This is a genomic window from Pseudomonas sp. S11P7 (assembly GCF_023195435.1).
Lineage (GTDB): Bacteria > Pseudomonadota > Gammaproteobacteria > Pseudomonadales > Pseudomonadaceae > Aquipseudomonas > Aquipseudomonas fluorescens_G.
In genome coordinates this window covers 4,220,834-4,245,733 of record NZ_JALPKS020000002.1, presented here as the reverse complement: position 1 = coordinate 4,245,733, position 24,900 = coordinate 4,220,834, and the positions used below count along the sequence as shown (strand labels likewise).

Sequence of the window (24,900 nt, the reverse complement as noted above, 5' to 3'; positions counted from 1 at the left end):
CATGATCGGAATCGATAGAGACAGCGGGGCCACGGTCGACGACTGGCTGCAGTTTGTGCAGCGCGCGACCCGAGCCCTGACCACACCGCTGGGCACCCGGCAAAAACGGCCCTTGTACGGTTCGCTGATCCCCACGCTGCTCGGGCAGAACCTCGGCGACGACGTGCTGCTGCTGGCGCAGAGTCACGCGGCGCAAGCGTTCTACAACGTGCAGAACGGCATCGGCGATTTTCAACCGCAAGTGATCGTCGCCAGCCGTCAGGGCGCCGGTCTGCTCCTGCGTTTCGCCGGCACCTGGAAAAACCGCCAACAAACCTTCGAGGTCGTGACATGAGCATGTTGATTCCCGGCCAGAACCAATTGGCTGAACCGGCGTTGATCAAGGTCGACGCCTTCGAGGACCTGCTCGCCGAGTTCAAGGCCTTCGTCGTCGAGTACGTCTCGGCGCGCTCGCCGGGCAGCGCGATAAAACTCAAGACCAGCCTGGAGAACGAAAGCGAGCTGCTGACCCTTGCCCTCGAAGCATTTTGCGTACGGTTGCAAACCCACGAACGCAAATACAACGCCCGTATCAAGCAGATGCTGGCGTGGTGGGCGACCGGCAGCAATCTCGATGCGCGGCTGGCGGACATGGGCCTTGAACGGCAGTTGCTCGATCCCGGCGACCCGGCGGCATTCCCACCGGTGCCGGCGCTTTATGAAAGCGACGAGGATGCCCGTCTGCGCTATTACCTGGCACCCCACGCTCCGGCGGCGGGCTCGCGCATGCAGTATCGGCGCGAGGTGTTCACCCTCGGCGAGCGGCCAAAAGTGAGCGTCGAATCCAGCGATGCCGGCGTGGTGAATGTCACGTACACGTTCAACCCGGACGGCCTCGCTGCACAAGTCAAGGATGGCAACGGTCGCCGCACCGCGCCGGGCGAAGTCCAGGTCACGGTGCTTGCACGAGAGGGCGATGGTACCCCGTCCGCAGACTTGCTCGACGGCGTGCGCGCGCATTTTGCGCGGCCGGATGTTCGACCGGAAACCGACCTCGTCACCGTCAAGGGCGCCGACATTCAGCGCTACAAGATACGCGTCGTTGCGAGGATCAATTCCGGCCCTGATTCGGGCCTGACCAAAGTGGCGGCCGAACAACAATTGCAGGCTTACGCCGACAGTTGTCATCGCCTCGAAGGCCGGGTCGATCCGAGCTGGATCGACTACACGCTGCACAGCGCCGGTGCCGTGCAACTGCAGATTCTCGAGCCGCTAGTGCCGATCGTGACCACCGCGTTTCAGGCGCCGTATTGCACGGCGGTCGAAGTCGAGGTGCTGACCTTATGAGTGAACAAATACAACGCCCGACGCTGCTGCCGGCCAACAGCTCGGCACTGGAGCGCGGGCTCGATCTGGGCTTCGGCGCCTTGCTCGATCGCATTGCGCCGCCGTTCCCCGAGTTGATGAACCCCCGCGTGACCCCGGTGGCTTTCCTGCCGTATCTGGCGGCCGATCGCGGCGTCGCCGAGTGGAGCAGCGATGCGCCGCAAGCGGAAAAACGCCTGACCGTCGAACTGGCTTGGCCCACCGCGCGCCAGGCCGGCACTCGCAAAGCGCTGGAAAACGCCGCCAAGGGTTTGCAGCTGCGCCCGGAAATCCGCGCCTGGTACGAACAGACACCGCCCGGCGCGCCATACAGCTTTTCAGTGCGCGCCTTCACGGAACAGCCCTACAGCGAAGCCATCGATGCCCGTCTCGACCGACGTCTGGCCGATGCCAAAAGCGAGCGGGACATTCTCTCGGTGTCGGTGGGTTTGAGCGCGTTCGGCAATCACGTCATCGGCGCCGCGACGTTCTGCGGCGAGCTGACCACGGTTTACCCGGTGTTCATCGAAGGCCTGGAAACCTCTGGCGAGGCGTTCATGGCCGCCGCTTTGTACACCGTCGAAACATCCACTATTTATCCTCAGGGGGCCTGAATGGCTGACTATTACACCCTGCTCACCAACGCAGGGATTGCCTACGAAACGGCGTGCAAGGCCGCGGGTGTGCCGATCAAGCTGACGCAGATTTCGGTCGGCGACGGCAACGGCGCGGTCTACAACCCGGCCGCGACCGCCACCGCGCTGAAACGCGAAGTCTGGCGCGGACCGCTCAATGCGCTGTTCCAGGACGAGAAAAACCCGAGCTGGCTGCTCGCCGAAGTGACCATTCCGCCGGATGTCGGCGGCTGGTATGTGCGCGAAGCGGGGTTGTGGACCGACACCGGCATTCTCTACGCCATCGTAAAATATCCGGAGTCGTTCAAACCGGTGCTGGCGACGTCGGGCTCGGGTAAGGAGTTCTACATTCGCTCGATTTTCGAGACGAGCAATGCGTCCTTGGTGACCTTGTTGATTGATGACACGGTGGTCAAGGCCACGCGTGCCTGGGTCATGAGTTATCTGGCCGAAGAACTCGGCAAGCTCGATGGCAAACAATCGGTGCGGGTCGCGGCCACTGGCAATGTCGTGTTGAACGGCGCTCAACAGATTGATGGTGTGGCGGTGATCGCTGGCGACCGTGTGTTGCTGCCGAGCCAGACCCTGGCCAAGGATAACGGCCTGTGGATTGTTGCCAACAACGACTGGCAGCGCGCGACTGATGCCAACAGCAGCGCCAAAGTCACGCCGGGCCTGACGGTGATGGTCGAGGAGGGCACGGCGAACGGTGATTCGCTGTGGCACCTGACCACCAACGCGCCGATCACCCTCGGCACCACGGCGCTGACCTTCAAGATGCTCGCCGGACGAACCGGGATTGCTGCCGGGACTTATAAAAGTCTCACCGTCGATGAATATGGTCGCGCAACGGCTGGTGCCAATCCTGAAACGCTGGCCGGTTTTGGTATCAAGGATTCGTACACCAAGGCTGAAGTTGAAGCGCTGATTGCCAAGGCCTCGGCGTTGCCGGTGGGGTCGATTGTGGCGTTCCCGGTTGATGCGCCACCACCGGGGTTTCTGGAGCTGGATAACAGCGTCAAGAGCAGCGCGACTTATCCGGACTTGAGCGCTTATTTGGGCGGCAAGTTCAACAAGGGTGATGAAGGGGTTGGTAATTTCCGGCTGCCTGAAGCGCGTGGCGAGTTCTTGCGGGGTTGGGATCATGGGCGGGGGTGGACGCTGGCCGCACTCTTGGCAGCACGCAAACCGATAACTTAAAGGCACACAGCCATTACCTTCCGACAGGTTCCGGCGGTGGGCAAGCGGTTGATCCTAATGGTGAAATACCGTCCGTAGTGTTAAAGGATACCGCCGCGGACTGGGCGCTACGTTCTACGTTCGGAGGCGACAACGCTGAGCTGTCCATCGGAAGCGTCAGGACTTACAACTACGGCTCTGCCACTGAAACCCGCCCCCGCAACATCGCTGTCATGTGGTGCATCAAAGCCTGGAACGCCCCGGTTAATCAGGGAAACATCGACGTAGCAGCATTGGTCAAGGAAGTTTCTCGGCTTGGATCCGCCGTGCCGGTCGGCGCTGTGATGGCCTTTCCTACAGGCATCGTCCCACCTGGATTTCTGGAACTGGATGGCAGTGTGCAGAGTACCGCGACTTATCCGGATCTGGCGGCTTTCCTCGGCACCACTTACAACAAGGGCGATGAGGGCGCAGGTAACTTCCGGCTTCCTGAGTCGCGCGGTGAGTTTCTTCGTGGCTGGGATCACGGTCGTGGAGTCGATGCTGGTCGGGCAGTTGGCACTTGGCAGAAGGGGTCTGAACACATTTTCGACACCGGCACTTCGGTAGCGAATGTTTCAGACAGGAACTCTGTCACGTCACCAGTCACTGCCCTGTCTAATATGGGATACGACACTGTCAGTGCTTCGGATTACCCGGGAGCCGAATATACAGTCTCCACCCCAAACACAAATGCCCCCGTATCAAACAATGACCAGACAGCTTTTGGTGCGACACGCCCGCGTAACTTAGCCGTCATGTGGTGTATCAAAGCCTGGAACGCGCCGATCAATCAGGGAAACATCGATATAGCTGCGTTGGCTGTAATGGCCCAGCAAGCGACTGAACTCAATCAAGGCACGGCGAAAATCGCCACCCAAGCCCAGACAGAGGCGGGCACTGATGACAAAGCCATCGTCACTCCCAAAAAAATGCGCTGGGGATTTTCAATTGGCATTACTGAAAATCTGGGGAGTAGCTACGTGGTATTTCCCACTTGGCTTGGAGGTTTGATCATTCAGTGGGGGATGACGAACGCCATAGCATCCGGTGCGAATTACCTTCAGGCTTTTCCCGTAGCGTTCCCGTTGTATGTGCCAGCAGTGTTTACAACGTATCCCAATGCCGCAGTGGATGCACCGACGGGTTCGACCTATATCGGTCAGGTTCGGGCTCAAAGCAAGGCCAACGTGACCATCCGCAATATTGGACCCACCCCGGCACAATTTTATTATCTGGCGATCGGCCGTTAAGGCAGAGAAACAGTCGAGGGTTAACCATGAAGTTCGCAACATTTAGTGAGACCGGTGAATTGACGGGACGCTATGACACGGCCCTTCACTCAGTCATTCCTGAACAAGCGGTCGAATTGAGCGATGAAGTTTTTCTCGCGACCAGAACCGATCAATCGGGTGAGTGGAGACTGGTAGATGGGCAGGTCGTAAAAGTACCGTTTGCAATAGCGCAGCCGAACTATCCCGACCTCATCGCGGCAACGCGGTTCCTGCATGAAAAGCGCGGTGTCGCTGTAGAGGGGATGAAGGTAGAAACAACCCGTGACAGCCAGGCACTCATCGCCAGTACCGGACTGTCAGCGATTCTCGACCCCGAGTACCGCTGTAACTTCAAAACGCTGGATGGATTCGTCCATATCAACGCAACGCAAATTCTGGCTATTGCCAAAGCTGTCCGTGCTCACGTCCAAGCCTGTTTTGACCGGGAGCTGGAACTGTTGAATGCGCTTGAGTCCGGTACTTACACAGACGAAATGCTCGAGGAAGGCTGGCCCGACACTTCCGCAACCGAGTCAGTCGACGCGCTTCAATAAACGCCCCTGAGTCAGGGGCTTTTTCTTATCCGCGTTAAAACATTCAAAACCCGCCAAAGCCCCTCCCCGAGGGGCTTTCCCGTTTATGGAGAAACGAAAAATGGCAAACCGCCAAACCTACACCGTGCTCGTCCCGTTCCCCACAGGTCGTGGGCACTGGTCGAGCGTCGGTCAAGAGCTGGATCTGCTCGACGTCGAGGCCAGTGCCTTGCACAGCGCCGGGCGTCTGCAACTGAAAACATCTTCCACCCAGGCCAAAAAGGCCGCTGCCAAGAAGGCTGACTGAACATGGCTGAGGTTTTGAACTTCGAGCACAACGGCATTACCGTCAATGCCACCGAATCCCCCGAGGCCATGGGTGGCCTGGGTGACAACGTCATCGGTCTGGTCGGCACCGCGCCGAACGCCGATCCGCTGATTCCGCGGAACGCACCGTTTCGCATCAACAGTTTCACCACCCATGCGCTGCTCGATCCGAGCGGTGCGGAAGAGGGCACGCTGTACCACGCGGTCTACCAGATCCTCAAAGTGGTCAAGGTGCCGGTCTACGTGGTGATCGTCGAAGCGGGCGCGACCCTGGCCGATACGGTTAACGCGGTGATCGGCGGTGTCGAGCCGGCCACTGGCCGCAAGCTCGGTCTGGCTGCGCTGGGCAGTGTCCCGGAAGACCTGACCATCATCGGTGCGCCGGGCTTCACCGGCAGCAAAGCGGTGGCCGGTGAATTCGCCTCGTTCGGCAAGCGCATCAAGGCCCGTGTGGTGCTGGACGGCAAGGACGTTTCGGTGGCCGATCAGGTGCTGTACAGCCAGGAACTTGGCGGTGCAGAACTCGGTTTCGACCGTTGCCTGGTGGTGCACAACATGCCTGCCGTGTACTCGAAAGCGGCGAAGAAAAACGTCTTCCTCGCGCCGTCCAGCCTGGCGATCGCCGCGCTGGCCAAGGTCAAGCAGTGGGAAAGCCCGGGCAATCAGGTGACCTTCGCCGAAGACGTCTCGCGCGTCGTCGAATACAACATCCTCGACACCTCCACCGAAGGCGATCTGCTCAACCGCTACGGCGTCAGCTATTACGCTCGCACTGTGCTGGGCGGCTTCTCGCTGCTGGGCAACCGCTCGATCACTGGCAAGTTCATCAGCTACGTCGGCCTCGAAGATGCGATCAGCCGCAAGCTGGTCAAGGCCGGCCAGAAAGCCATGGCCAAGAACCTCACCAAGTCGTTCATGGACCAGGAGGTCAAACGCATCAACGACTGGCTGCAGACTCTGGTTGCCGACGAAACCATTCCTGGCGGCAGCGTCTATCTGCACCCGGAACTCAACAGCGTCGAGAAGTACAAGAACGGCACCTGGTACGTGGTCATCGACTACGGCCGCTACGCGCCGAACGAACACATGGTTTATCAACTCAACGCCCGCGATGAAATCATCGAGCAGTTCCTGGAGGACGTTCTCTAATGTTTACCAACCGTAATCGCCAGGCCATCGCGGCCACTCTGCAAGGCTTGCCGCTGTCGGCGACCGTAGAGGAATTCACCCCGCCGAAAATCGAATTCGACATGGAAGAAATGCGCGGCGGGCGCTTCATCGTTGAGGAGATGGCCAAGGGCGGTAAAGCGCTCAATGCCAAGCTGACCCTGCAAGGCCTCGGCGCCGAAGTCATGCTCGCACTGGGTGTGAAGCTGGGCGACGACATCCTGCTGAACGTGCGTGAAGCCGGTCAGGATCAGGACGGCAACACCTGGTTCACTTACCACACCGTGGGCGGTCAGCTGAAATCCCTTGAGGAGACCGCAGTGAAAATGGGCGAAAAGCCCAAGACCAATCTGGAGCTGTCCTGCCGCACCTACAACCGCCTGGAAAACGGCGTGCCGGTGATCGACATCGACGTGCGCACCCAGAAGTTCGTGCTCAATGGCGTCGACATCCTCGGTGATGCGCGGCGTGCGGTGCTGATGCCGTAACCCGGCAGCACATCACACACGCACACAAAACCTGTGGGAGCGGGCTTGCCCGCGATAGCGGTGGGTCAATCAACTCAATGTTGGAAGTGCCGACCTCATCGCGGGCAAGCCCGCTCCCACAAGGGATTTCAATAATTCCCAAAGAATCACCAAGGAATTCATACATGTCGTGGATGCCACCCCAACATGAGCTGCTGTCGCCGATCACCGGTGACGACGGTTCGCAAATCGAAACCCTGCAGCTCAAACCGCTGTTCTATGCCGCCCAAAAAGAAGCGCTGGAGCGCGCCGGCGATGACGAAGACGACCAGTTTTTTGAACTGGCACTGCTCGCCACCGGCCTGTCGGTCAAGGAACTCGACCAGCTCAAGCGCCCGGATTACGTGAGCGTTGCGCAGTACGTTCACGAGATGTCGACGCGCCCTGCCTCGTTCTTTCTGGAACAGGTCGAAGACGCCGAAAAGTCTGACGACCCTGATCAAGTGCAACTGCTGCAACCACTTGCCATTACCGGCCGCACCGTGACCTCGCTGAGCCTGGAAATGCCCGCGCTGCGCGCCACCAAAGTGATGAAGAAACTGAAAACGGCCAAGGAACGCGCCGAATTCATCACCGCCCATTGCACCGGCCTGATGATCCCCGATCTGGCCCACCTGAGCGTGCCGGACTGGACGCAATTGCAGGTGCGCATCGACGATTTTTTAAACCAGCCGGCGGCCTACTTTCGGAACGCGACATCGAAGTAATCCTCGATATCGTCCCGCTCATTTACCCGGTAAGTGAAGCGGAGATTCTGGAATGGGACGCCGAAAAGGCGTTGCGCCGCTACGACATAGCGATCACTCGTCTTGGCGTGAAACAGGAGTAGAGCGGCAATGGCAGTGAATCAATTTGCGCTGACGAATGCTGACGACAGCAAGCGCCTCGCGCTGGCCAATATCAGCCTGAGCGCAGCGACGCTGGGAGCAGCGCCCGGACCACTTATCGCCACAGACCAGACGGGCGGCCTGCATCAGGCGTTACTGACGGCCAGCGGCAAGATCAGTCTGCTCACTACGGCGATCGACGCGTTGAACGTGACGCTCGCGGCGCTACGTTCTTTGTCACTGGCGCCCAGTGCTGGAGCGAAGGGTGACTCATCCGGCGCGCACAAAGCCGAGGAAAAAACCTCAGCGAATGCTGAGCTTCCAGCAACCCGCAAGTCGGCGCTGGCAATGGATACGGCGGCGGCCGCACTCAGCAGCGTCGCCGGAATCTCGCGCAAGGATGGCAAGGACGTCGCCCAGTCCAGCCTGATCATGGCCAGCGCCCCGCTAGTAGCGGCGGGTGGCACCACCGGGGTGGATCTGGTCAATGTCGCAAGCGTGGCAGCCAAGGCAGTAATTGGCAGCCAGTACGCCAATGCTTCAGACAAAAAGCTCGAGTTGCTGACCTTTGCCAACGACGTGGCGATCACTGCGGCGGCGTTCAAGCTTCCGGCAATGGAAGTTGCCGAAATGGCGAAGGTTTGGCGGACCTCGATGAAGCTTACGCGGGACCAGGCCGTTGATCTGGCAGACGCGGTCAACCACCTCGGCAAGCTGCCCGGGGATGTCCAGTCAGCCGACATCGGTGCAGTCCTGCAACAGTCGGGTGAGTCAGCAGTAGCCGCCGGCCTGCAACCGGAAAAAGCAGCGGCGCTGTCGGCAGCACTGCTGAACACTGGCACGAAAAAGGAAGATGCCGGCGCTGCGCTGAAAAACATTTCCGATGCGTTGGCTAAAGGCGACCAGGCCTCCGCGGCTGAAGCGGCCGCCTGGCAAGAATTGAAGCTTGATCCCAAAGCTGTTGCGCAAGCCTTGCGCGATACCGATAACCAAGGCACACAACAAGGCGCTGTGCTGACGGTGCTGGCTGCGCTGAACGCCAAACCTGTCGAACAACGCACGGCATTGGCCCGCACGCTGTTCGCCGACAGCGGCAATGCCGCGCTCGCGCTCTCGCAGAACCTGGGACTGGTCAACGAAGCGTTTTTCCAGATAGCGGACAAACGTCAATATGCGACCTCGGCCCCGGGCGATAACTCCTCGGTGAAAGCGTCCGCGCTGGCGCTCTCCAATACTCAACAAGGACAGTTGAACATCAAGAATGCGCGAGAGGAGCGCTTGTCGGTCGCCAAAGGCAACGCACTGGCGCCCGACATCGAGAAACCGGGCGATACGCATTCGACCGATAAGTTGAGTGAGCTGGCCGAAACCTATCCGAAAACCACCGGTGCCGTTTTGACGGCGGCTGAGTGGGCCAAACCAGTGTTCGACTTTGTCCTCGAATCGGTTGCAGATCAACTCAAAGAGCGCTTAGGCAAAGGCATCGTCGATAAAGCCGCCAGCCGTATTCCTGATCGCTGGAAACCGGCTGGATCAGCGAGTGCAGCTGTGAACTCGCTTACTCAAGGGGCGGGCCCCGTCATTGCCAATCGGGCTTCCAGCGCCAGCAACGGGTTGAAGATATTCGAACCGGCGGCATGGCCCAGTGCTCCGCGCCTGGGCGTTGCGGCCGCTGAAATGCGGCCAGTATCACGGATGATGCCTTGGCCGGTGAAGGCGGCAATCGGCGCCGCCGATGTCGTCGAAGGCGTAGCCAGCGGTGACAAACGCAAAATGGCGACAGGCCTGGGTGCCGCTGGCGGTGGCTGGGCCGGTGCGGCCGCCGGTTCCGCCATGGGTGCATCGATAGGCAGCATCGGGTTGGCGCCGGGCATGGTGGTGGGCGGCCTCATTGGTGGGCTCATCGGTGGTTGGCTCGGCTCGGAAGGAGGCAGTTGGCTGGGAGAGAAACTGGTTGCGCCAACACCGGACAAGCTCGCTGCGCCCGAACAAGTCAGTAAAGAACTGACGACTGCTCAGCCTGCAGCGCAGCCGCTGACGTATGCACCGACTGTGCAGGTTTACTGCAGCGATCCCGGCAGCTCGGACAAGATCGGTCTGTTGGTCGCTCAGCATCTGCAAAACCAATTCATGCAAATCACCCCGTTGATGACCAACAACGCCCTCGCCACTCGTCGCGACGCAGCCCTCACCGATGGAGCCGCCACATGAAACAACAAATGGCATTGGGCAGTTTCATCTTCGGCCTGTCGCGCCAATTTGCGTACCACTCGCTGTTGCGCAAGTCCGATGGCGGCTGGACGGAAATCCAGATTCTCACCAGCAAACCGAAATCCAGCCAGACCGGCCAGAAGCCGGAAACCCTGACCATCACCGGCAAATCGATGTACGCCGTGGCCATGGACCGGCTCGATGAGTTGCGCGCCTTGCAGGCACTGCGTGCGCCGTTGCCGCTGATCGATGGCATCGGGCGCAACTGGGGCCTGTGGCGAATCAGCAATATTTCAGAAACCCAAAGCCAGATCATCGATGACGGCACGGCGATGGTCGTCGACTGGGTCATCGAACTGGCGGAGTTCAACAATGCGTAAGGTACGAAGCGTGGCCGGTGATTCGGTGAATTTGCTGCTCTACCGCGAAACCGGACGCAGTGATGACGCTGCCGAAGAAGCCCTGTGGAAACTCAACCCGAGCCTGGCCGAACACGGCCCGGTTCTGCCCGCAGGTGTCTGGGTCGTGCTGCCGGAACTCGACAGCAAACCCGCGGCGATAAAAGCGCTCACGGCCTGGGATTAAGGAGGTTGTATGGCATTGGGTTTTACCCCGGTCGTGCAGATTTATGGTGCAAACGCGGATCTTCTCAACCAGCGTCTGATCAGTTGGGAACACATTGATGCCGCCGGTATCGAGTCGGATCAGCTGACCCTGACCATCGATCTGGAAGGCCTCGAAGGGCTGCCGAACCTCGGCGGGAAAATCGGCCTGCGGGTGGGGTACCTGGAAATGGACGAGATGGTTGACAAGGGCCAGTTCAAAGTCACTCGCCTGACACCGACACTGTTTCCGTTTCGCCTGACCCTGGTGGCCACTGCAGCGCCGTTCAGCAAGGATGACGAGACCGGCTTCAAGCAGCGCCGCACCGCCAGTCATGGCCCGACGACGCTCGGTCAATTGTTCAGCAAACTGGTGTCGCAGCACGGTTTTTCATCGCGTGTCGCTGCGGACGTGTCGATGATCAAGATCGCCCACGTCGACCAGACCAATGAAACTGACATGGGCTTTCTGACGCGGCTGGCAAAGAAGTACAACCTGGTCGCCAAACCTTATGGCGATGCGTATGTGCTGGCGCGGCCCGGTCAGATCAAATCAATCTCGGGGCAGAAACTGCAGGATGTGACGTTGTCGGTGACCCACGACAATCGTCCCGGCGATCACGCCTTCATCAGCGCCACGCTGGAAGAGGCCGCCCGCGAACAGGCCAAGGGCTGCAAGACCTGCTTTGTCGATGCCGTTACCGGCGTTTTGCATTGGATCGAAACGGGACTGGCGCCGTTCAAAACCATCCGCCAGAAGCAACCCAGTGAAGCCGACGCCATTGCCGTCGGAGAAGGCGAAGTGCGCAAGATGCTTCGGCAAAAGTTCAAGTTGAAGATCACCTGCCCGGGCGATCCGCGCCTGGCCGCCGAAGGCCTGCTCCTGCTCGATGACACCTGGCCGGATTTCATGCGCGGGCGCTGGTCGATCGACAAGGTCACCGCCAGCGGCAATCGTGAAACCAGCTATCGCTGCCTGATCGATGCGAGCGGCCTCGATCCCAAGGCTGAATCCAAAGACTGATTTACCACGACCTCACAGCGAGGAAAATCCCTGTGGGAGCGGGCTTGCCCGCGATGGCGGCGTGTCAGTCAACTCTCTTCCGAATGTGCTGGCCTTTTCGCGGGCAAGCCCGCTCCCACAAGGATTCGCAGTGTTCTGCGAGCCCTTATTCTTTCCGGACCCCCCCATGAAGATCACCCCGATCCTCACGCAGTTGCGTGGGCAATGCCCAAGTCTTGCCAATCACATTTCGGTGGGCGCCGATCTGGCCTTGCTGCAAGGCAACGCGGATCTGCCAACACCCTCTGCCCACGTGCTGCCACTGGCCGATCTGGCCGGCAACAGCACGGCCCAAAACCTCACCCGCCAACCGATCCGCGACCGCTTCGAAATCGTCCTCGTGCTTGACGCCAGCGACGCGACAAAAGCGCTGGATCTGTTGCATGAGCTGCGCGCCGAACTGTGGCGCGCACTGGTGGGTTTCAAGCCCGATTTCGACTACAGCGCCATCGTTTATGACGGCGGCGAACTGGTCTCGCTCAACAGCAGCCGCGCGTTTTACCGGCTGCGCTTTTTTGCCGAGTTCCAGCTCGGCCGCAATCTGCCAAGTCAGCCTGCGCAGAGCTGGCATGAACGCGAACTGGACGGCTTGTCGTCCTTTACCGGGGCCACTGTGCGGGTCGATGCGATCGATCCGGCCGACCCCAACCTGCAACGCCCGGGCCCCGATGGGCGCGTGGAAATGACTTTCTCTGGAGACGTAACCCCATGAGCAACCGCATCACTGTGCTGCCGGCCGCCGGCCGCGTCGTACCTGACCCGGAGGCCGGCGACCTGCTGCCGCCAGAAGGCCGTGAAGTGCCCGACAGCGCCTGGTGGCGCCGCCGTCTGGCCGACGGCGACATCACCCTCAAAACCGCAACAGCCAAACCAAAGGGAGCCAAATAATGGCGATCGGATTCAGCAACATCCCGGCGGACATTCGTGTACCGCTGTTCTATGCCGAAATGGACAATTCGGCCGCCAACAGTGCGACCTCGGCCATGCGCCGTCTGATCGTCGCACAGGTCAACGACAACATCGCCCCGAGCGAGGTCGGCAAGCTGGTGCTGGTCTCCAGCGTGGCGCTGGCAAAAAGCATCGGCGGTCAGGGCTCGATGCTCGCCTCGATGTACGAAACTTTCCGCAAGGCCGACCCGATCGGCGAGATCTGGTGCCTGCCGCTGCACAACGCTGAAGGCGCGATCGCCAAGGGCGTGCTGACCCTGACCGGCGCCGCCACTCAGGCCGGTGTGCTCAACCTGTATGTCGGCGGCGTGCGGGTGCAGGCCACCGTGGTCAACGGGGCCACCGCCGCGCAAGCAGCCACCGCGCTGGCGCAGAAAATCAACGCCACCGCCGACCTGCCGGTCAGCGCTGCAGCAGCTGAAGGTGTAATCACCCTGAGCGCCAAATGGACCGGCGACAGCGGCAATGACATCAGCCTGCAATTCAATCGCCTGGGCAAGAGCAACGGCGAAGAAACCCCGGCCGGCCTGACCACTGCGATCACCGCCATGACCGGCGGCGCCGGTGTGCCGGATCAAGTGGCCGCGGTGGCGGCACTGGGCGACGAGCCGTTCGAATTCATCGCGCTGCCGTGGTCCGATCTGTCGACCCTCAACACCTGGCAAGCGGTCATGGATGACAGCACTGGTCGCTGGTCGTGGGCCAAGCAACTGTTCGGTCACGTCTACAGCGCCAAGCGCGGCACCGTCGGTACGCTGGTTGCAGCAGGCCAGGCGCGCAACGACCAGCACATGACCATTCAGGCGCTGGAGCCGGGCGTTCCACAACCGTTCTGGGTCCAGGCGGCGGCACTGGCGGCACGCACCGCCGTGTTCATCTCGGCGGACGCCAGCCGTCCAACGCAAAGCGGCAGCCTGCCGGGTGTCGATCCGGCGCCGGCGAGTGAGCGTTTCACCCTGACCGAGCGGCAGTCGCTGCTCAACTACGGCATCGCCACCGCCTACTACGAAGGCGGTTACGTGCGCATCCAGCGCTCGATCACCACCTACCAGAAAAACGCTTACGGCCAGGCCGACAACTCCTATCTGGACAGCGAAACCATGCACCAGTCGGCGTTCATCGTGCGCCGTCTGCAAAGCGTGATCACCAGCAAATACGGGCGGCACAAACTGGCCTCCGACGGCACCCGTTTCGGCGCCGGCCAGCCGATCGTCACCCCGGCGACCATTCGTGGCGAGCTGATTGCGCAGTACGCCAAGCTTGAGCTGGAAGGCCATGTGGAGAACGCCGAACTGTTCGCCGAGCACCTGATCGTCGAGCGCGACGTGCAGGACCCGAGCCGCGTGAATGTGCTGTTCCCGCCGGATTACATCAACGGTCTGCGCGTGTTCGCACTGCTCAACCAATTCCGTCTGCAGTACGACGACGCGGCTTGATCGCCGCGTTTGACCGTAAGCATTCAGCCCACCTCGCGTGGGCTTTTTTATTTGAAGGGAGTAACACCATGGGTCAACTGATTGCAGGCACCTGCTACGTCAAGGTCGACGGCGCACAACTGACGATCAACGGCGGCTGCGAAGCCCCGCTGATGGCGGTCAAACGCGAAACCGTCGTGCCCGGTTTCTACAAGGAAACCGACATCGCGCCGTCGTTCAAAGTGACTGCGCTGCACACCGCCGATTTCCCGCTGAAGAAGCTGATCGAAGGCACCGACATCACCGTCACCTGCGAATTCAGCAACGGCAAAGTCTATGTGCTGGCTGGCGCCTACCTGGTCGAAGAACCTGTTTCCAAAGGCGATGACGCCACCATCGAATTGAAATTCGAAGGCATCAAGGGGACCTGGCAATGAGCGCCGCCGTGAAGCTTCAGGTTGCGATCGAAGCTCACGGCGAGCCCCTGACCGAACTCGTCCTGCGCCGCCCGACGGTGCAGGAAGTGCGAGCGATCAAGGCGCTGCCGTACAAGATCGACAAGAGCGAAGAAGTCAGCCTCGACATGGACGTGGCGGCCAAATACATCGCCGTCTGCGCCGGCATTCCGCCGTCCTCGGTCAACCAGCTCGATCTGGCTGACCTCAACGCGTTGAGCTGGGCCGTTGCGAGTTTTTTCATGAGTGCGGCGTCGGCGCCATCACCGACCTGATTGCCGTCGCCTATGACCTGGCCTGGTTCTGGAAGGTTGACCCCGAACAGATGATGGCCAGGCCACTGGATGTGCTCCGCGAATCGCTGGAGCACGCGCAACGGATCAATGCGATGCAGCAGGTGCAGTGATGGCAGACGAAGAGAAGAAAACCCCGAAACCGGTGCTGATCACCGGCATCGATGAACTCTCGCCCAAACTCGGCGCCCTGCGCGTGAAGGTCGAGAGCTTCAAGAACAATCTTGAGCAGACCGGCCTCGGCAAACTGGACATCAGTGGTCTGTTCAAGGGCGGCAGCGTGATCACGCCGTTCGTGGAAGGGATCAAGTCGGCGGCGGCGTTCCAAGGCAAATTGAACGAAGTCAGCGACACGGCGAAAACCGTCGAGCTGCCCGCCGCGCCGAAAGCCGCCGCGCAGAACATGAATGTGTTCAGTGCCTCGATGGAAAAGGTCTCGGCCTCGGTCGACGCCGCGCTGGTGCCGGCCGTCGGGGCGCTGGTGGTCGGTCTGGAGCCGATGCTGACCCAGGTCGGCAGCCTGCTCGCCGACAATCCGCAACTGGTCGAAGGCCTGGCGGCGGGGGCTATCGCCTTTTCGGCGATGCAAACCGCAGTGACCGGCGCCACGCAGGTCTTCGATGTGATGAGCATGGTGCTCAAGACCAATCCGATCATGCTGATTGCCATGGGCATTGCCGTGGCGGCCGGTTTGATCGTGGCCAACTGGACGCCGATCAGTGTGTTCTTTACCGGGATGTGGGAGGGCATCAAGAACGTCGGGGCGCGGGCGATGGCGACGTTGCGCTCGGTGCTCGACTGGCGACCGATGGCCGCATTGGCGGCGCTGTGGGAACCGCTCGGCGGGTTCTTTGCGGGCGTCTGGGACAAGGTCAAAGCCGTCACCGCGCCGCTGACGGATTTCTTGCGATCGGTGTTTTCCTGGTCTCCGGCCGGCATGATCATTGAAAACTGGGGGCCGCTGACCGGCCTGTTCGCGGCGATCTGGGACTTGCTCAAGGCCTTGAGTGTGCCGGTGATGGCGTTTCTCAGAAACCTGTTCGACTTCTCGCCGATGCAGATGATTACCGAGGCGTGGGGTGGTGTTGTCGCGTTCTTCGAACCGATGTTCACGAAGCTGCAATCGGCCGTACAAAGTACCCGGGAGATTTTGCGCACGCTGTTCGATTTTTTCCCGATGGACATGCTCACCAGCGCCTGGGGTGGGATTGTCGGGTTTTTCGAACCGATCTGGATGGCGCTGCAAACGTCGGTGCAACGGGTCAGAGGCTTTTTCACTGACTTGTTCGAGTGGTCGCCGCTGGAGCAGATTGCCCAGTATTGGCAGCCGATCGGTGAGGTCTTTTCGGCGATCTGGGGCGTTGTGCTGGCGCTGTCCGCGCCGGTCGTGGATTTTCTGCACGGCCTGTTCGAATGGAAACCTCTGGATCAGATCATCGCGAGTTGGGGGCCGGTCACTGAGTGGTTCGGCGAGTTGTGGCAAAAGCTGCAAACCGTCATCGCGCCGATCAAGGAATTGTTCGACGGCGGCTTTGCCGGTTTGATCGCCAAGGTCACCGGCAAGGTTGAAACGCTGACCCAGGCGCAACGCCAGACCAACACCGAAGGCAAGGGTGAGCTCGCACCGGCATTCTTCGGCGCGAGCCCGGCGACTGCCGGCAATGGCACTTTGCAAAGCGGCTCGTTGCAGCAGGGTTCAGGCGCGCTGATTCAACAAAGTGCAATCAACAACCGCACGCAACTCGAAGGCGGCCTGACCGTGCGCTTCGAAAATGCGCCGGCAGGGTTGCGCACCGAACAACCGCAAACCAATCAACCGGGCCTGGCCGTGGCGTCGCGCATCGGCTATCGCTCGCTGTCGATGGGAGGTTCTCAATGAACTGGCGTGACCGTTTGTTGCCGGCATCCTTTCGCGGTGTCGGCTTCTGGATCGACCAGGCGAAAACCCCGGTCGGTCGCAAGGGGCAATTGCACGAATACCCGCAACGTGACCTGCCGTATTTCGAAGACCTCGGCCAGCAGGCGAAGATTCACGACATCACCGCCTTCATCGTCGGCGCCGATTGCCTGGAGCAGCGCGACAAGCTGCTCAAGGCTTTAGAGGCGGGCAGTGGCGAGCTGGTGCATCCGTGGCTCGGTCGTTTGCAGGTCAAGGTCGGCGAATGCGACATGACCCACACCCGCCAGGACGGCGGGCTGGTGACCTTTGCGCTGAAGTTCTATCCCGACAAACCGTTGCCGTTTCCTACCGCGACCGTCAGTACCCAAAAAGTGCTGTTGGCCAAGGCTGACACGCTGCTCGGGTCGGCGGTGGCACGGTTTGAACAGGCGATGACGCTGATCAAGGCTGCGCGGATCGGCATCGCCAATCTGCGCAATAGCCTGACCGGGGTTTATGAGGTGATCAAGGAACAGCTCAAACCGCTGATCGAGCAGTACCGGCAGATCACCGAACTGGTCAAGGCCGTGAAGGAGTTGCCCAAGGAAGTGGCGGCAGAGTTCAAAGGCTTGCTCGGCGATATCAAGGAGCTGAAGGCGTTCGCGAAGGAGGGTTACCGTGGCGTGATTGCCGACGTGTCGCAACAACTCGAAGCGATTCGCAAGGCCGATGCGCCGAAGATCACCACCGGCAAGGACACCAACGCGGCGGCGCAAGCCATGGCCGATCTGGTGCAGGACACGCTGTTGGTCAAAGTGGCGCAATGGGTGGCGTCGATGCCGGTTGCGAGCCCTGCGGTAAAACTCCTTTCGACCCCTTCGGTGGCGCATCAGGCGGATCGACCGGTGACCCGTCAGGAAGTGCCGGTGACCGAGGAAATGAAAGCGCTGCAGAAAGCGGTCGGGGCGGCGATTGACCCGATGCTCGACAAGGCCGATCCCAAACACCACCAGGCCATCAATGACGTGAAGGAAGCGCTGCTTGCGCATCTCAAGGCCGTGGCGTCTTCGGGGGTGCGACAGGTCAGCAAATCGTTTCAGGAAAGCTTGCCTGCACTGGTGGTGGCCTACCGGCAATTTGCCGATGCCACGCGGGTGACTGAAGTGACACAGAGCAACGCGATGAACCATCCGGGCTTTGCCCCCAACGACGTCAAAGTCTCCAGGGAGTGAGCCATGAGCGAGATGGACAACCATGTCACGCTGACCGTCAACAACTTGGAGTACGGTGGTTGGAAAAGCGTGGAAATCAGTGCTGATCTGGAGCGCCAGTTCCGCACCTTCAAACTCGACATCACCTGGCAGTGGCCGGGGCAGACGGTGGATCAGCGGATCAAACCGGGTGACCCCTGCGAAGTGAAAATCGGCCAGGATCTGGTACTCACCGGCTACGTGTTCAAGGCGCCGATCCGCTATGACGGCCGGCAAATCAGCCTGACCATCGAAGGCAGTTCCAGGACTCAGGATCTGGTCGATTGTGCTGCCCGCAACCTGCCCAGCCAATGGCAGCAGCAGCCATTGCTGAACATCGTTCAGGATCTGGCCAGGGAATATGGGTTGTCGGTGGTTAACGAAATCAGCGAAACCACACGCCTGACCAAACACACGATCGTGCCCGGTGAAACAGCCTTTCAGTCGATCGATCGGCTGCTCTCGCTGCTGCGGGTGTTTTCCACCGACAACGAGCTGGGCCAACTGGTGCTGGCCAAACCCGGCAGTGGCGGGCGGGCCAGTGATGTGCTCGAACTGGGCAAGAATATTCTGTCGGCCAACGCGCCCATGGATTACAGCCAGGTGTTCTCTGAGTACCGGGTGATAGGCCAGCAAAAAGGCTCGGACAAGCAGAGCGGGGCGGCGGTCAGCGAAGTCGAATCGACGGCCGCCGACCTGACCTTCAAGCGTCGGCGCACCACGGTGATCAATGAAGGCACGCAACTGACCTTTGAATTGGCGCAGCAGCGTGCCCAATGGGAAAGCGCCACCCGCATGGGCCGGGCGCAGACCACCACCTATCAGGTGCAGGGCTGGCGTCAGGCCAACGGCGATCTGTGGCGGCATAACACCTTGGTGCGGGTGAAAGATCCGGTGCTGGGTTTCGATGGCGACATGCTGATTTCCAAGGTCACCTATTCGCTGTCGGCGCAGGGCTCGGTAACCACCTTGCAGGTGGCACCGCCGCATACCTTCGATGCTGATCCAACGCCCCCGAAAAAACCCCAGACCTGACACTGGATCCGGCTGACACCACTAGCCCCTGTGGGAGCGGGCTTGCCCGCGATATCGGTGGTTACTGCAAACATTTCTTTGCCTGACACGCCGCCATCGCGGGCAAGCCCGCTCCCACAGGATCCGTGTCGACAAATTCTCCAGGACACCCCATGAGCCTACTGACACGCCTGCTGGCGCGCGGCACTGTCGTGCTCGCCAATTCGGCTTCCAAGCTGCAATCACTGCAAATGCGCCTCACCGCCGGCGAAGTGAACGACGACCTCGAACATTTCGAACCCTACGGTTTCACCAGCCATCCATTGGCCGGCGCCGAAGGTGTCGTCACTTTCATCGGCGGCGATCGTTCCCATGCCATCGCCCTGGTCATCGCCGACCGCCGCTATCGCCTGCAATCGCTCGCCGCCGGTGAAGTGGCGATCTACACCGACGAGGGCGACCGGATTCATTTCAAGCGCGGACGGATCATCGACATTCAAACCGCCACGCTGAACATCCGCGCCAGCAGCGCGGTGAACTTCGATACGCCCGTCATCAACCAGACCGGCAAGATCGTTTCCTCCGGCGACCAGCTCGCGGGCGGCATCAGCCAGATCAACCATGTGCACGTCGGCGTTCAGGCCGGCAACGGTCAGACCGGCGCGCCGGCAGGAGGCAAATGATGCTGATCAGCCCGAACCTGCATGCCGCGTTGACCCGCGCGGTGCTGATCAGTCTGTTCACCTGGCGCCGCGCCGCCGATGACGACGCCCTCGATGACGACGAGCGCTTCGGCTGGTGGGGCGACAGCTTTCCCACCGTCGCTGACGATCGCATCGGTTCACGGCTGTGGCTGCTGCGCCGGGTCAAGCTGACCCGACAGACCCAGATGGACGCCGAATTCTATGCCCGCGAAGCCTTGCAATGGCTGATCGACGACGGCCATTGCAGCGCCATCGACATCCTCAGCGAACGCCTCGACGCCCAGCGCCTGAACCTGCGCACGGTCCTGACCCTGGCCGACGGCGAACGTCTGGACATCAACCCCGATAACAGTTGGCAGGTGATCTATGCCGTTTGAAACCCCTTCGCTGCCGGTGCTGATCAAGCGCACCCAAAGCGACCTGGCCGGCGATTCGCTGCGCCAGTCCGATGCGCAAGTTCTGGCCCGCACCCTCAGCGGCGCCGCGTATGGTCTGTACGGCTACCTCGACTGGATCGCCGAACAGATCCTGCCGGACACCGCCGATGAATCGACCCTTGAACGCATCGCCGCCCTGCGTCTGAACCAGCCGCGCAAACCCGCGCAAGTCGCCAGCGGCAGCGTCAGTTTCAGCGCCACGGCCGGCGCGCTGCTGGACGTCGACACGCTGCTGCAATCAAGCGATGGCCGTACCTATAAAGTCACTAGCGCACGCACCGCAATTAACGGCAGCAACACCACGACAATCGCAGCGCTCGAGGCCGGCAGCCTCGGCAATGCCGACGCCGGGCTGGCGCTGACGCCTGTGCAGCCGATCGCCGGCGTGGTCGGCAATAGCTTCGTCGTCCTGGCGCCAGGCCTCAGCGGCGGCGTCGCGCGGGAAAGTCTCGAATCGCTGCGCTCGCGGGTGATTCGCTCGTACCGGATCATTCCCCACGGCGGCTCGGCCGACGATTACGAAACCTGGGCGCTGGAAGTGCCCGGCGTCACCCGCGCCTGGTGCCGCGGCGGCTTTCTCGGCCCCGGCACCGTCGGCGTGTACATCATGCGTGACGACGATCCACAACCGGTGCCCAACGCCGAGCAACTGGCGCAAGTGCAGGCGTACATCGAACCGTTACGCCCGGTGACCGCCGAAGTGCATGTGCGTGCGCCGATTCAGGTGCCGGTGACCTATCGCCTGAAACTTACGCCGGACACCAGCGCCGTACGTGCGGCGGTCGAAACCCAGTTGCGCGATCTGCACAACCGCGAGGCCGACCTCGGCGAGGATCTGCTGATCAGCCACATTCGCGAAGCCATCAGCAGCGCTGCCGGTGAAACCGATCATGTGCTCAGCGCCCCGGTCGCCAACGTCACCGCCAAGGACAGCGAGCTGCTGACGTTCGGAGGCTGCGTATGGGGGGCATAAGAACCGCCGCGCAATACCAGGCGCAACTGCGCGCCTTGCTGCCCAGCGGCCCGGCGTGGGACCCGGAACGTGTGCCGGAGCTCGAAGAAGTGCTGCAAGGCGTCGCCGTTGAACTGGCGCGCCTCGACGCGCGCGCCGCTGATCTGCTCAACGAGATGGACCCGGCCGGCGTCAGCGAACTGGTGCCGGACTGGGAGCAGGTGATGAACCTGCCCGACCCGTGCCTGGGCGCCACGCCGCTGTTCGACGACCGCCGCCTCGCGGTACGCCGCCGCTTGCTGGCGGTCGGCAGCCAGGCTATCGGCTACTACCTCGACATCGCCAAAAGCCAGGGCTACCCCAACGCCACCATCACCGAACACGAAGCCCCGCGCATGGGCCGTGCCCGTTTCGGCTCGGCGCATTGGGGCACCTGGGAAGCGCAATTCATGTGGACGCTCAACACCGGCGGTCGCCTGCTGCTCGGCCGGCGTTACGGCGCGAGCTACTGGGGCGAGCGCTTCGGCGTCAATCCCGGCTCGGCGCTGGAATGCCTGATTCACCGCAGCGCACCGGCACATACCAAGGTGCACATCAATTATGACTAGGGAGAAATAAGGGATGGATTATCCGAACAGTGTGCCCAGCGCCGGTCTGGTGAATGGCAAGTTTGTCGATGAAAACCCGCTGACCGGAACGCCGGGGTCGTTGATTCCGGCGGATTGGGGTAACGGGGTCACGCTGGAAATTCTCAACGTGATCAATGCCGCAGGGATTACGCCGGACGAGAAGAAATACGATCAGTTGTTGCAGGCGATTCAGAGCGTTGCGGCCAAGGGCTGGAATCTCGATTCGGCATTGCCGATTGGCGCGTTGCCAACCGCTACAGTCGCAACAACAGACGGGCGACTGCCTATCACCCCGACTGCGGTTGCCACCAGTGGCGGTCGGGTATCGATTCTTTCCGGCGTCCTGCTCAGCCTGGGTCAAGAGGTGCTGGCTGGCCAGTTGGGTCGTCTGCGCACGTTTACGACACAAGCCTGGAGCAGTGCCGACCTGTCGCCGAACACGGGTTACTTTTTGCGCGCGCAAGTGGTGGCTGGCGTGCTGACCTTCTATATGCAGCGCGGCACGATTTATGACGCTGCTCCGGAAGGTTTGAAGGGCACGATCAATGGTGCGGCCGGCGGTGGTTTTCAGTCCACGCCGCTGGATCTCTGTCTGGCGTGGGTGGTAACGACCGGCCCCGGTTCGGTACCGATTGTCCGGCCGATCTATAACCGCGGTCGCCTGTCGTGGACACAGACGGTCAACGGCAATGGTGTGGTGTATCTGCCGCTGGACCCGCATGCCCGGGCCGCGCGTCTGGTGGTGGGCAATCCGACGCCGCATCCGACGGGTATTACTGCCGTTACATTTGCCCCAGGGGGATGGTTGGGCGGTAACTACAGTTTTCTGAATCCGACTGTTAATTACGCAAACAATTGGGATGGTTGGGGAACAGCCGGGGCATCGGTGGGGATTTTTACCAGCAATGTCGTCAACGACACGACAGTTTCAACGCTCACGGCGAGCTTCGATCATTCCGAATTGCGCTCGCTGTGGCAGGTTTATCAGGCCGAACACACCTATAGCGCAGGGAACGCCGCCAGTGATGAGTTGTTGTTCGGTATGGGAATAAAAGGTTTTTCGCAGGCTGATTATTCAAATGGCATCGCCATCAATTTTGCCTCCGCGGTGAATGTCCATTTATCGTGGGAGTTGATCCGATGATCATCATTCAAGAACTGCATCAGTTCGAAGATGGCTTGCGGGCAGCGCGACCTTCTCCTGCACATGAGTGGGACGGTGAAACGTGGCAGCTGAATGCGGCCAGAGTTGCCGAGCTGGAACTGCAGGAAGCTGAAAGCCTCTGCAGCAAAATCGACACCGCCGCTGACAGCGCCCGCGCCACACTGGCCGGCGACCCGCTCAAGGCCATGGAATACGCCCAGGCCGCCGCCGACGCGCAGGCTTATCAAGACGCCGGCTACCCGAAAAAGGAAGTTCCGCTGTCGGTCGCAGCCTGGGTCGTCAAAGGCCGCACCGCGAAACAGGCAGCCGAGCAGATTCTCGCCAAGGCCGATCAACTCACCGACCACTTGTTGGGCCTGCGCACTTTGCGCCTTAAAGCCAAGGCGCAGATCCGAGCGAACGCGGGCAAGGGCAAGATCGATCTGGCGCGCAGTGCTGCCGATGATGCGTTAGTGGCGATTCGTGACCTCGTCAGCGGTATTTCCAGCTAGACCCCAAGACTCAGTTCGTCGTCACCCGAGCCCACTTCAACGTGGGCTTTTTTTATTTCGCACACAGACCGCCACGGCGACCGGCCCGACGCGGTTCATGTGTCATTTACCAGAGAAGCAATAACCCATGGACTATCCAAAAAGCGTCCCCAGCGTCGGTCTGGTCGATGGCCGTTTCGTCGATGAGAACCCGGTGGCGGGCACGCCCGGTTCGTTGATTCCGGCGGTGTGGGGCAACAGCGTTACGCAGGAAATTCTCAACGCGATCAAGGCTGCCGGATTGACGCCGGATGAAGCCAGAACCGATCAACTGGCGACGGCGATCGGTGCCTTGGTCGATTTCACCAGACTGAAGAACACCCCGACGACTTTGAGTGGCTACGGCATCACGGATGCGGTGGGACGGCTGTTGGCTGTTCGACAGATCGAGACGGTAGGGATCACGTTGTATGTGCCGAATCCGAAAGCCAAACGCATTCGCGTGCGATTGGTCGGCGCGGGTGGATCTGGCGGTGGTTGCGCGCCGGTGCCGGCCGGCAGCCAGATCCTCGGTGGTGGAGGTGGCTCAGGTGGCTATGCAGAAAGCCTGTATGACGTGACGGCGCAAATGTCCGCCGGGGTGCCCGTCTCTCTGGGGGCGGGTGGTGCTGTCAGCAACAGCACAGGCATGTCGGGAGGCGGCGCATCTTTTGGCGCTTACATGAGCGTTTCAGGAGGCGGCGGCGGGCAAAAGCTCGCCATTGTCGTCACGGGCACATCATCCGGTTTCATTCAAGGTGGCGTAGGCGGGACGGTAACGGGCGGCAATCTTTGCAATGCTCGGGGTGTTTCGGGCGGATTTGGCATGAGCAACGCCAATTGGGGTTTGCTCTCCGGTTGCGGAGCGGCCAGTGCCTTTGACGGAGGCGGTCCGTTCACGGGCTCGAACACCAACGGCAGCGCCGGTATCCGTGGCTCCGGTGGCAGTGGTTCATGCTCGGTCAACGCAACGGCCTCGGTGGTGAGCGGCGCCGGCGGCAACGCTTTCTGCGAAATCTGGGAGTACGAATAATGGCTATTTATGCTCGGGTTGAAAACGGCGTGGTGGTCGAACGGATCGACACCGGTAACTACGCCATCAACCAGTTGTTTGCACCGTCCTTTGTCGAGTCGATGGTTCTGGTTCCGGACGACCAGCAAATCGAAATCGGCGCGCCGCTCGACGCGCTTCCGGCCGCAGATGAGCCAACGTTGACAGCGCAGAATTCGCGGCTCCTGCAGACGTCCACCAGTGCAGAAACCGAATCAGCGCCATCCGCACGCGCCTGGCGCCAGGCGTCGCTGGCAGCGACCGAATGGCTGGTCACGCGCCATCGTGACGAGCAGGCGCTGGGACGCGGCACCCACCTCCAGGCCGCGCAATATCTGCAACTGCTCGAATACCGCCAGGCGCTGCGTGACTGGCCCGGTTCGCCAGGCTTCCCGGCGATGGATTCCCGGCCGGCAGTGCCGCAGTGGCTGACTCATTCGATCGATTGAGTCGTCGCACAATTTCAATCAA

General features: G+C 61.0%; 28 protein-coding genes and 1 pseudogene. All 29 read left to right on the top strand.

What is annotated here, in order from left to right; genetic code table 11:
• The first annotated feature begins 1 nt into the window (after position 1).
• Positions 2 to 334, top strand: coding sequence for a phage baseplate protein (locus M0746_RS19580; protein ID WP_208938521.1), 333 nt, complete (start codon positions 2 to 4; stop codon positions 332 to 334).
• Entirely contained in the window at positions 331 to 1,326 is a 996-nt protein-coding gene (locus M0746_RS19575) for a baseplate J/gp47 family protein (RefSeq protein WP_258450303.1), read from the top strand. The genes M0746_RS19580 and M0746_RS19575 overlap by 4 nt, the downstream gene beginning before the upstream one ends.
• Positions 1,323 to 1,958: a phage tail protein I gene (locus M0746_RS19570; RefSeq protein WP_258450302.1), complete on the top strand. Its 636-nt coding sequence runs from the start codon at positions 1,323 to 1,325 to the stop codon at positions 1,956 to 1,958. The genes M0746_RS19575 and M0746_RS19570 overlap by 4 nt, the downstream gene beginning before the upstream one ends.
• Positions 1,959 to 4,450: pseudogene (locus M0746_RS19565) on the top strand (phage tail-collar fiber domain-containing protein).
• A gap of 26 nt (positions 4,451 to 4,476) precedes the next feature.
• On the top strand, positions 4,477 to 5,025 hold the full coding sequence (locus M0746_RS19560) for a DUF4376 domain-containing protein (protein ID WP_258450301.1): 549 nt from the start codon (positions 4,477 to 4,479) through the stop codon (positions 5,023 to 5,025).
• 100 nt (positions 5,026 to 5,125) lie between these two features.
• On the top strand, positions 5,126 to 5,311 hold the full coding sequence (locus M0746_RS19555) for a hypothetical protein (RefSeq protein WP_208938516.1): 186 nt from the start codon (positions 5,126 to 5,128) through the stop codon (positions 5,309 to 5,311).
• Between the two features lie 2 nt (positions 5,312 to 5,313).
• Positions 5,314 to 6,480, top strand: a complete 1,167-nt coding sequence (locus tag M0746_RS19550; RefSeq protein ID WP_258450299.1) for a phage tail protein — start codon at positions 5,314 to 5,316, stop codon at positions 6,478 to 6,480.
• Positions 6,480 to 6,986 carry a phage major tail tube protein gene (locus M0746_RS19545; RefSeq protein ID WP_090282036.1) on the top strand — a complete coding sequence of 169 codons (507 nt, stop codon included), beginning with the start codon at positions 6,480 to 6,482 and terminating at the stop codon, positions 6,984 to 6,986. The genes M0746_RS19550 and M0746_RS19545 overlap by 1 nt, the downstream gene beginning before the upstream one ends.
• A gap of 164 nt (positions 6,987 to 7,150) precedes the next feature.
• Positions 7,151 to 7,732: a phage tail assembly protein gene (locus M0746_RS19540; RefSeq protein WP_258450298.1), complete on the top strand. Its 582-nt coding sequence runs from the start codon at positions 7,151 to 7,153 to the stop codon at positions 7,730 to 7,732.
• Positions 7,733 to 8,062: 330 nt separating this feature from the next.
• Entirely contained in the window at positions 8,063 to 10,063 is a 2,001-nt protein-coding gene (locus M0746_RS19535) for a phage tail tape measure protein (RefSeq protein WP_258450297.1), read from the top strand.
• Positions 10,060 to 10,443: a phage tail protein gene (locus tag M0746_RS19530; RefSeq protein ID WP_258450296.1), complete on the top strand. Its 384-nt coding sequence runs from the start codon at positions 10,060 to 10,062 to the stop codon at positions 10,441 to 10,443. Before M0746_RS19535 ends, M0746_RS19530 begins: the two co-directional genes overlap by 4 nt.
• Positions 10,436 to 10,648: a tail protein X gene (locus M0746_RS19525; protein ID WP_258450295.1), complete on the top strand. Its 213-nt coding sequence runs from the start codon at positions 10,436 to 10,438 to the stop codon at positions 10,646 to 10,648. Before M0746_RS19530 ends, M0746_RS19525 begins: the two co-directional genes overlap by 8 nt.
• 9 nt (positions 10,649 to 10,657) lie before the next feature.
• Complete coding sequence (locus tag M0746_RS19520) at positions 10,658 to 11,689, top strand: phage late control D family protein (protein WP_258450294.1); 1,032 nt, start codon at positions 10,658 to 10,660, stop codon at positions 11,687 to 11,689.
• Between the two features lie 166 nt (positions 11,690 to 11,855).
• Complete coding sequence (locus M0746_RS19515; RefSeq protein WP_258450293.1) at positions 11,856 to 12,440, top strand: phage tail terminator protein; 585 nt, start codon at positions 11,856 to 11,858, stop codon at positions 12,438 to 12,440.
• Positions 12,437 to 12,616, top strand: coding sequence for a DUF2635 domain-containing protein (locus M0746_RS19510; protein ID WP_208938508.1), 180 nt, complete (start codon positions 12,437 to 12,439; stop codon positions 12,614 to 12,616). Before M0746_RS19515 ends, M0746_RS19510 begins: the two co-directional genes overlap by 4 nt.
• The gene (locus M0746_RS19505) at positions 12,616 to 14,112 is read left to right on the top strand and encodes a phage tail sheath subtilisin-like domain-containing protein (protein ID WP_258450292.1); all 1,497 of its coding nucleotides are present in this window, start codon (positions 12,616 to 12,618) and stop codon (positions 14,110 to 14,112) included. The genes M0746_RS19510 and M0746_RS19505 overlap by 1 nt, the downstream gene beginning before the upstream one ends.
• A gap of 68 nt (positions 14,113 to 14,180) precedes the next feature.
• The gene (locus M0746_RS19500) at positions 14,181 to 14,528 is read left to right on the top strand and encodes a phage tail tube protein (RefSeq protein ID WP_007908779.1); all 348 of its coding nucleotides are present in this window, start codon (positions 14,181 to 14,183) and stop codon (positions 14,526 to 14,528) included.
• Positions 14,525 to 14,821, top strand: a complete 297-nt coding sequence (locus tag M0746_RS19495; protein ID WP_024011858.1) for a phage tail assembly protein — start codon at positions 14,525 to 14,527, stop codon at positions 14,819 to 14,821. The genes M0746_RS19500 and M0746_RS19495 overlap by 4 nt, the downstream gene beginning before the upstream one ends.
• A gap of 130 nt (positions 14,822 to 14,951) precedes the next feature.
• Positions 14,952 to 16,718, top strand: a complete 1,767-nt coding sequence (locus M0746_RS19490; RefSeq protein WP_258450291.1) for a phage tail protein — start codon at positions 14,952 to 14,954, stop codon at positions 16,716 to 16,718.
• Positions 16,715 to 17,950 carry a DNA circularization protein gene (locus M0746_RS19485; RefSeq protein ID WP_208938505.1) on the top strand — a complete coding sequence of 412 codons (1,236 nt, stop codon included), beginning with the start codon at positions 16,715 to 16,717 and terminating at the stop codon, positions 17,948 to 17,950. Before M0746_RS19490 ends, M0746_RS19485 begins: the two co-directional genes overlap by 4 nt.
• Positions 17,951 to 17,953: 3 nt before the next feature.
• Complete coding sequence (locus M0746_RS19480) at positions 17,954 to 19,003, top strand: phage baseplate assembly protein (protein WP_258450290.1); 1,050 nt, start codon at positions 17,954 to 17,956, stop codon at positions 19,001 to 19,003.
• 152 nt (positions 19,004 to 19,155) lie between these two features.
• Positions 19,156 to 19,665, top strand: a complete 510-nt coding sequence (locus M0746_RS19475) for a phage baseplate assembly protein V (RefSeq protein WP_258450289.1) — start codon at positions 19,156 to 19,158, stop codon at positions 19,663 to 19,665.
• Positions 19,665 to 20,063 carry a phage GP46 family protein gene (locus M0746_RS19470; RefSeq protein WP_258450288.1) on the top strand — a complete coding sequence of 133 codons (399 nt, stop codon included), beginning with the start codon at positions 19,665 to 19,667 and terminating at the stop codon, positions 20,061 to 20,063. The genes M0746_RS19475 and M0746_RS19470 overlap by 1 nt, the downstream gene beginning before the upstream one ends.
• On the top strand, positions 20,053 to 21,096 hold the full coding sequence (locus tag M0746_RS19465) for a baseplate J/gp47 family protein (protein WP_258450287.1): 1,044 nt from the start codon (positions 20,053 to 20,055) through the stop codon (positions 21,094 to 21,096). Before M0746_RS19470 ends, M0746_RS19465 begins: the two co-directional genes overlap by 11 nt.
• Positions 21,084 to 21,683 (top strand): YmfQ family protein, encoded by a 600-nt coding sequence (locus M0746_RS19460; protein WP_258450286.1) that lies wholly within the window; start codon positions 21,084 to 21,086, stop codon positions 21,681 to 21,683. The genes M0746_RS19465 and M0746_RS19460 overlap by 13 nt, the downstream gene beginning before the upstream one ends.
• Before the next feature lie 13 nt (positions 21,684 to 21,696).
• Entirely contained in the window at positions 21,697 to 22,848 is a 1,152-nt protein-coding gene (locus M0746_RS19455) for a phage tail protein (RefSeq protein WP_208938500.1), read from the top strand.
• On the top strand, positions 22,845 to 23,360 hold the full coding sequence (locus M0746_RS19450) for a phage tail protein (protein ID WP_258450285.1): 516 nt from the start codon (positions 22,845 to 22,847) through the stop codon (positions 23,358 to 23,360). The genes M0746_RS19455 and M0746_RS19450 overlap by 4 nt, the downstream gene beginning before the upstream one ends.
• Before the next feature lie 127 nt (positions 23,361 to 23,487).
• Positions 23,488 to 24,411 (top strand): hypothetical protein, encoded by a 924-nt coding sequence (locus tag M0746_RS19445; RefSeq protein ID WP_208938498.1) that lies wholly within the window; start codon positions 23,488 to 23,490, stop codon positions 24,409 to 24,411.
• Positions 24,411 to 24,878 (top strand): phage tail assembly chaperone, encoded by a 468-nt coding sequence (locus M0746_RS19440; protein ID WP_258450284.1) that lies wholly within the window; start codon positions 24,411 to 24,413, stop codon positions 24,876 to 24,878. Before M0746_RS19445 ends, M0746_RS19440 begins: the two co-directional genes overlap by 1 nt.
• The last annotated feature ends 22 nt before the right edge of the window (positions 24,879 to 24,900 follow it).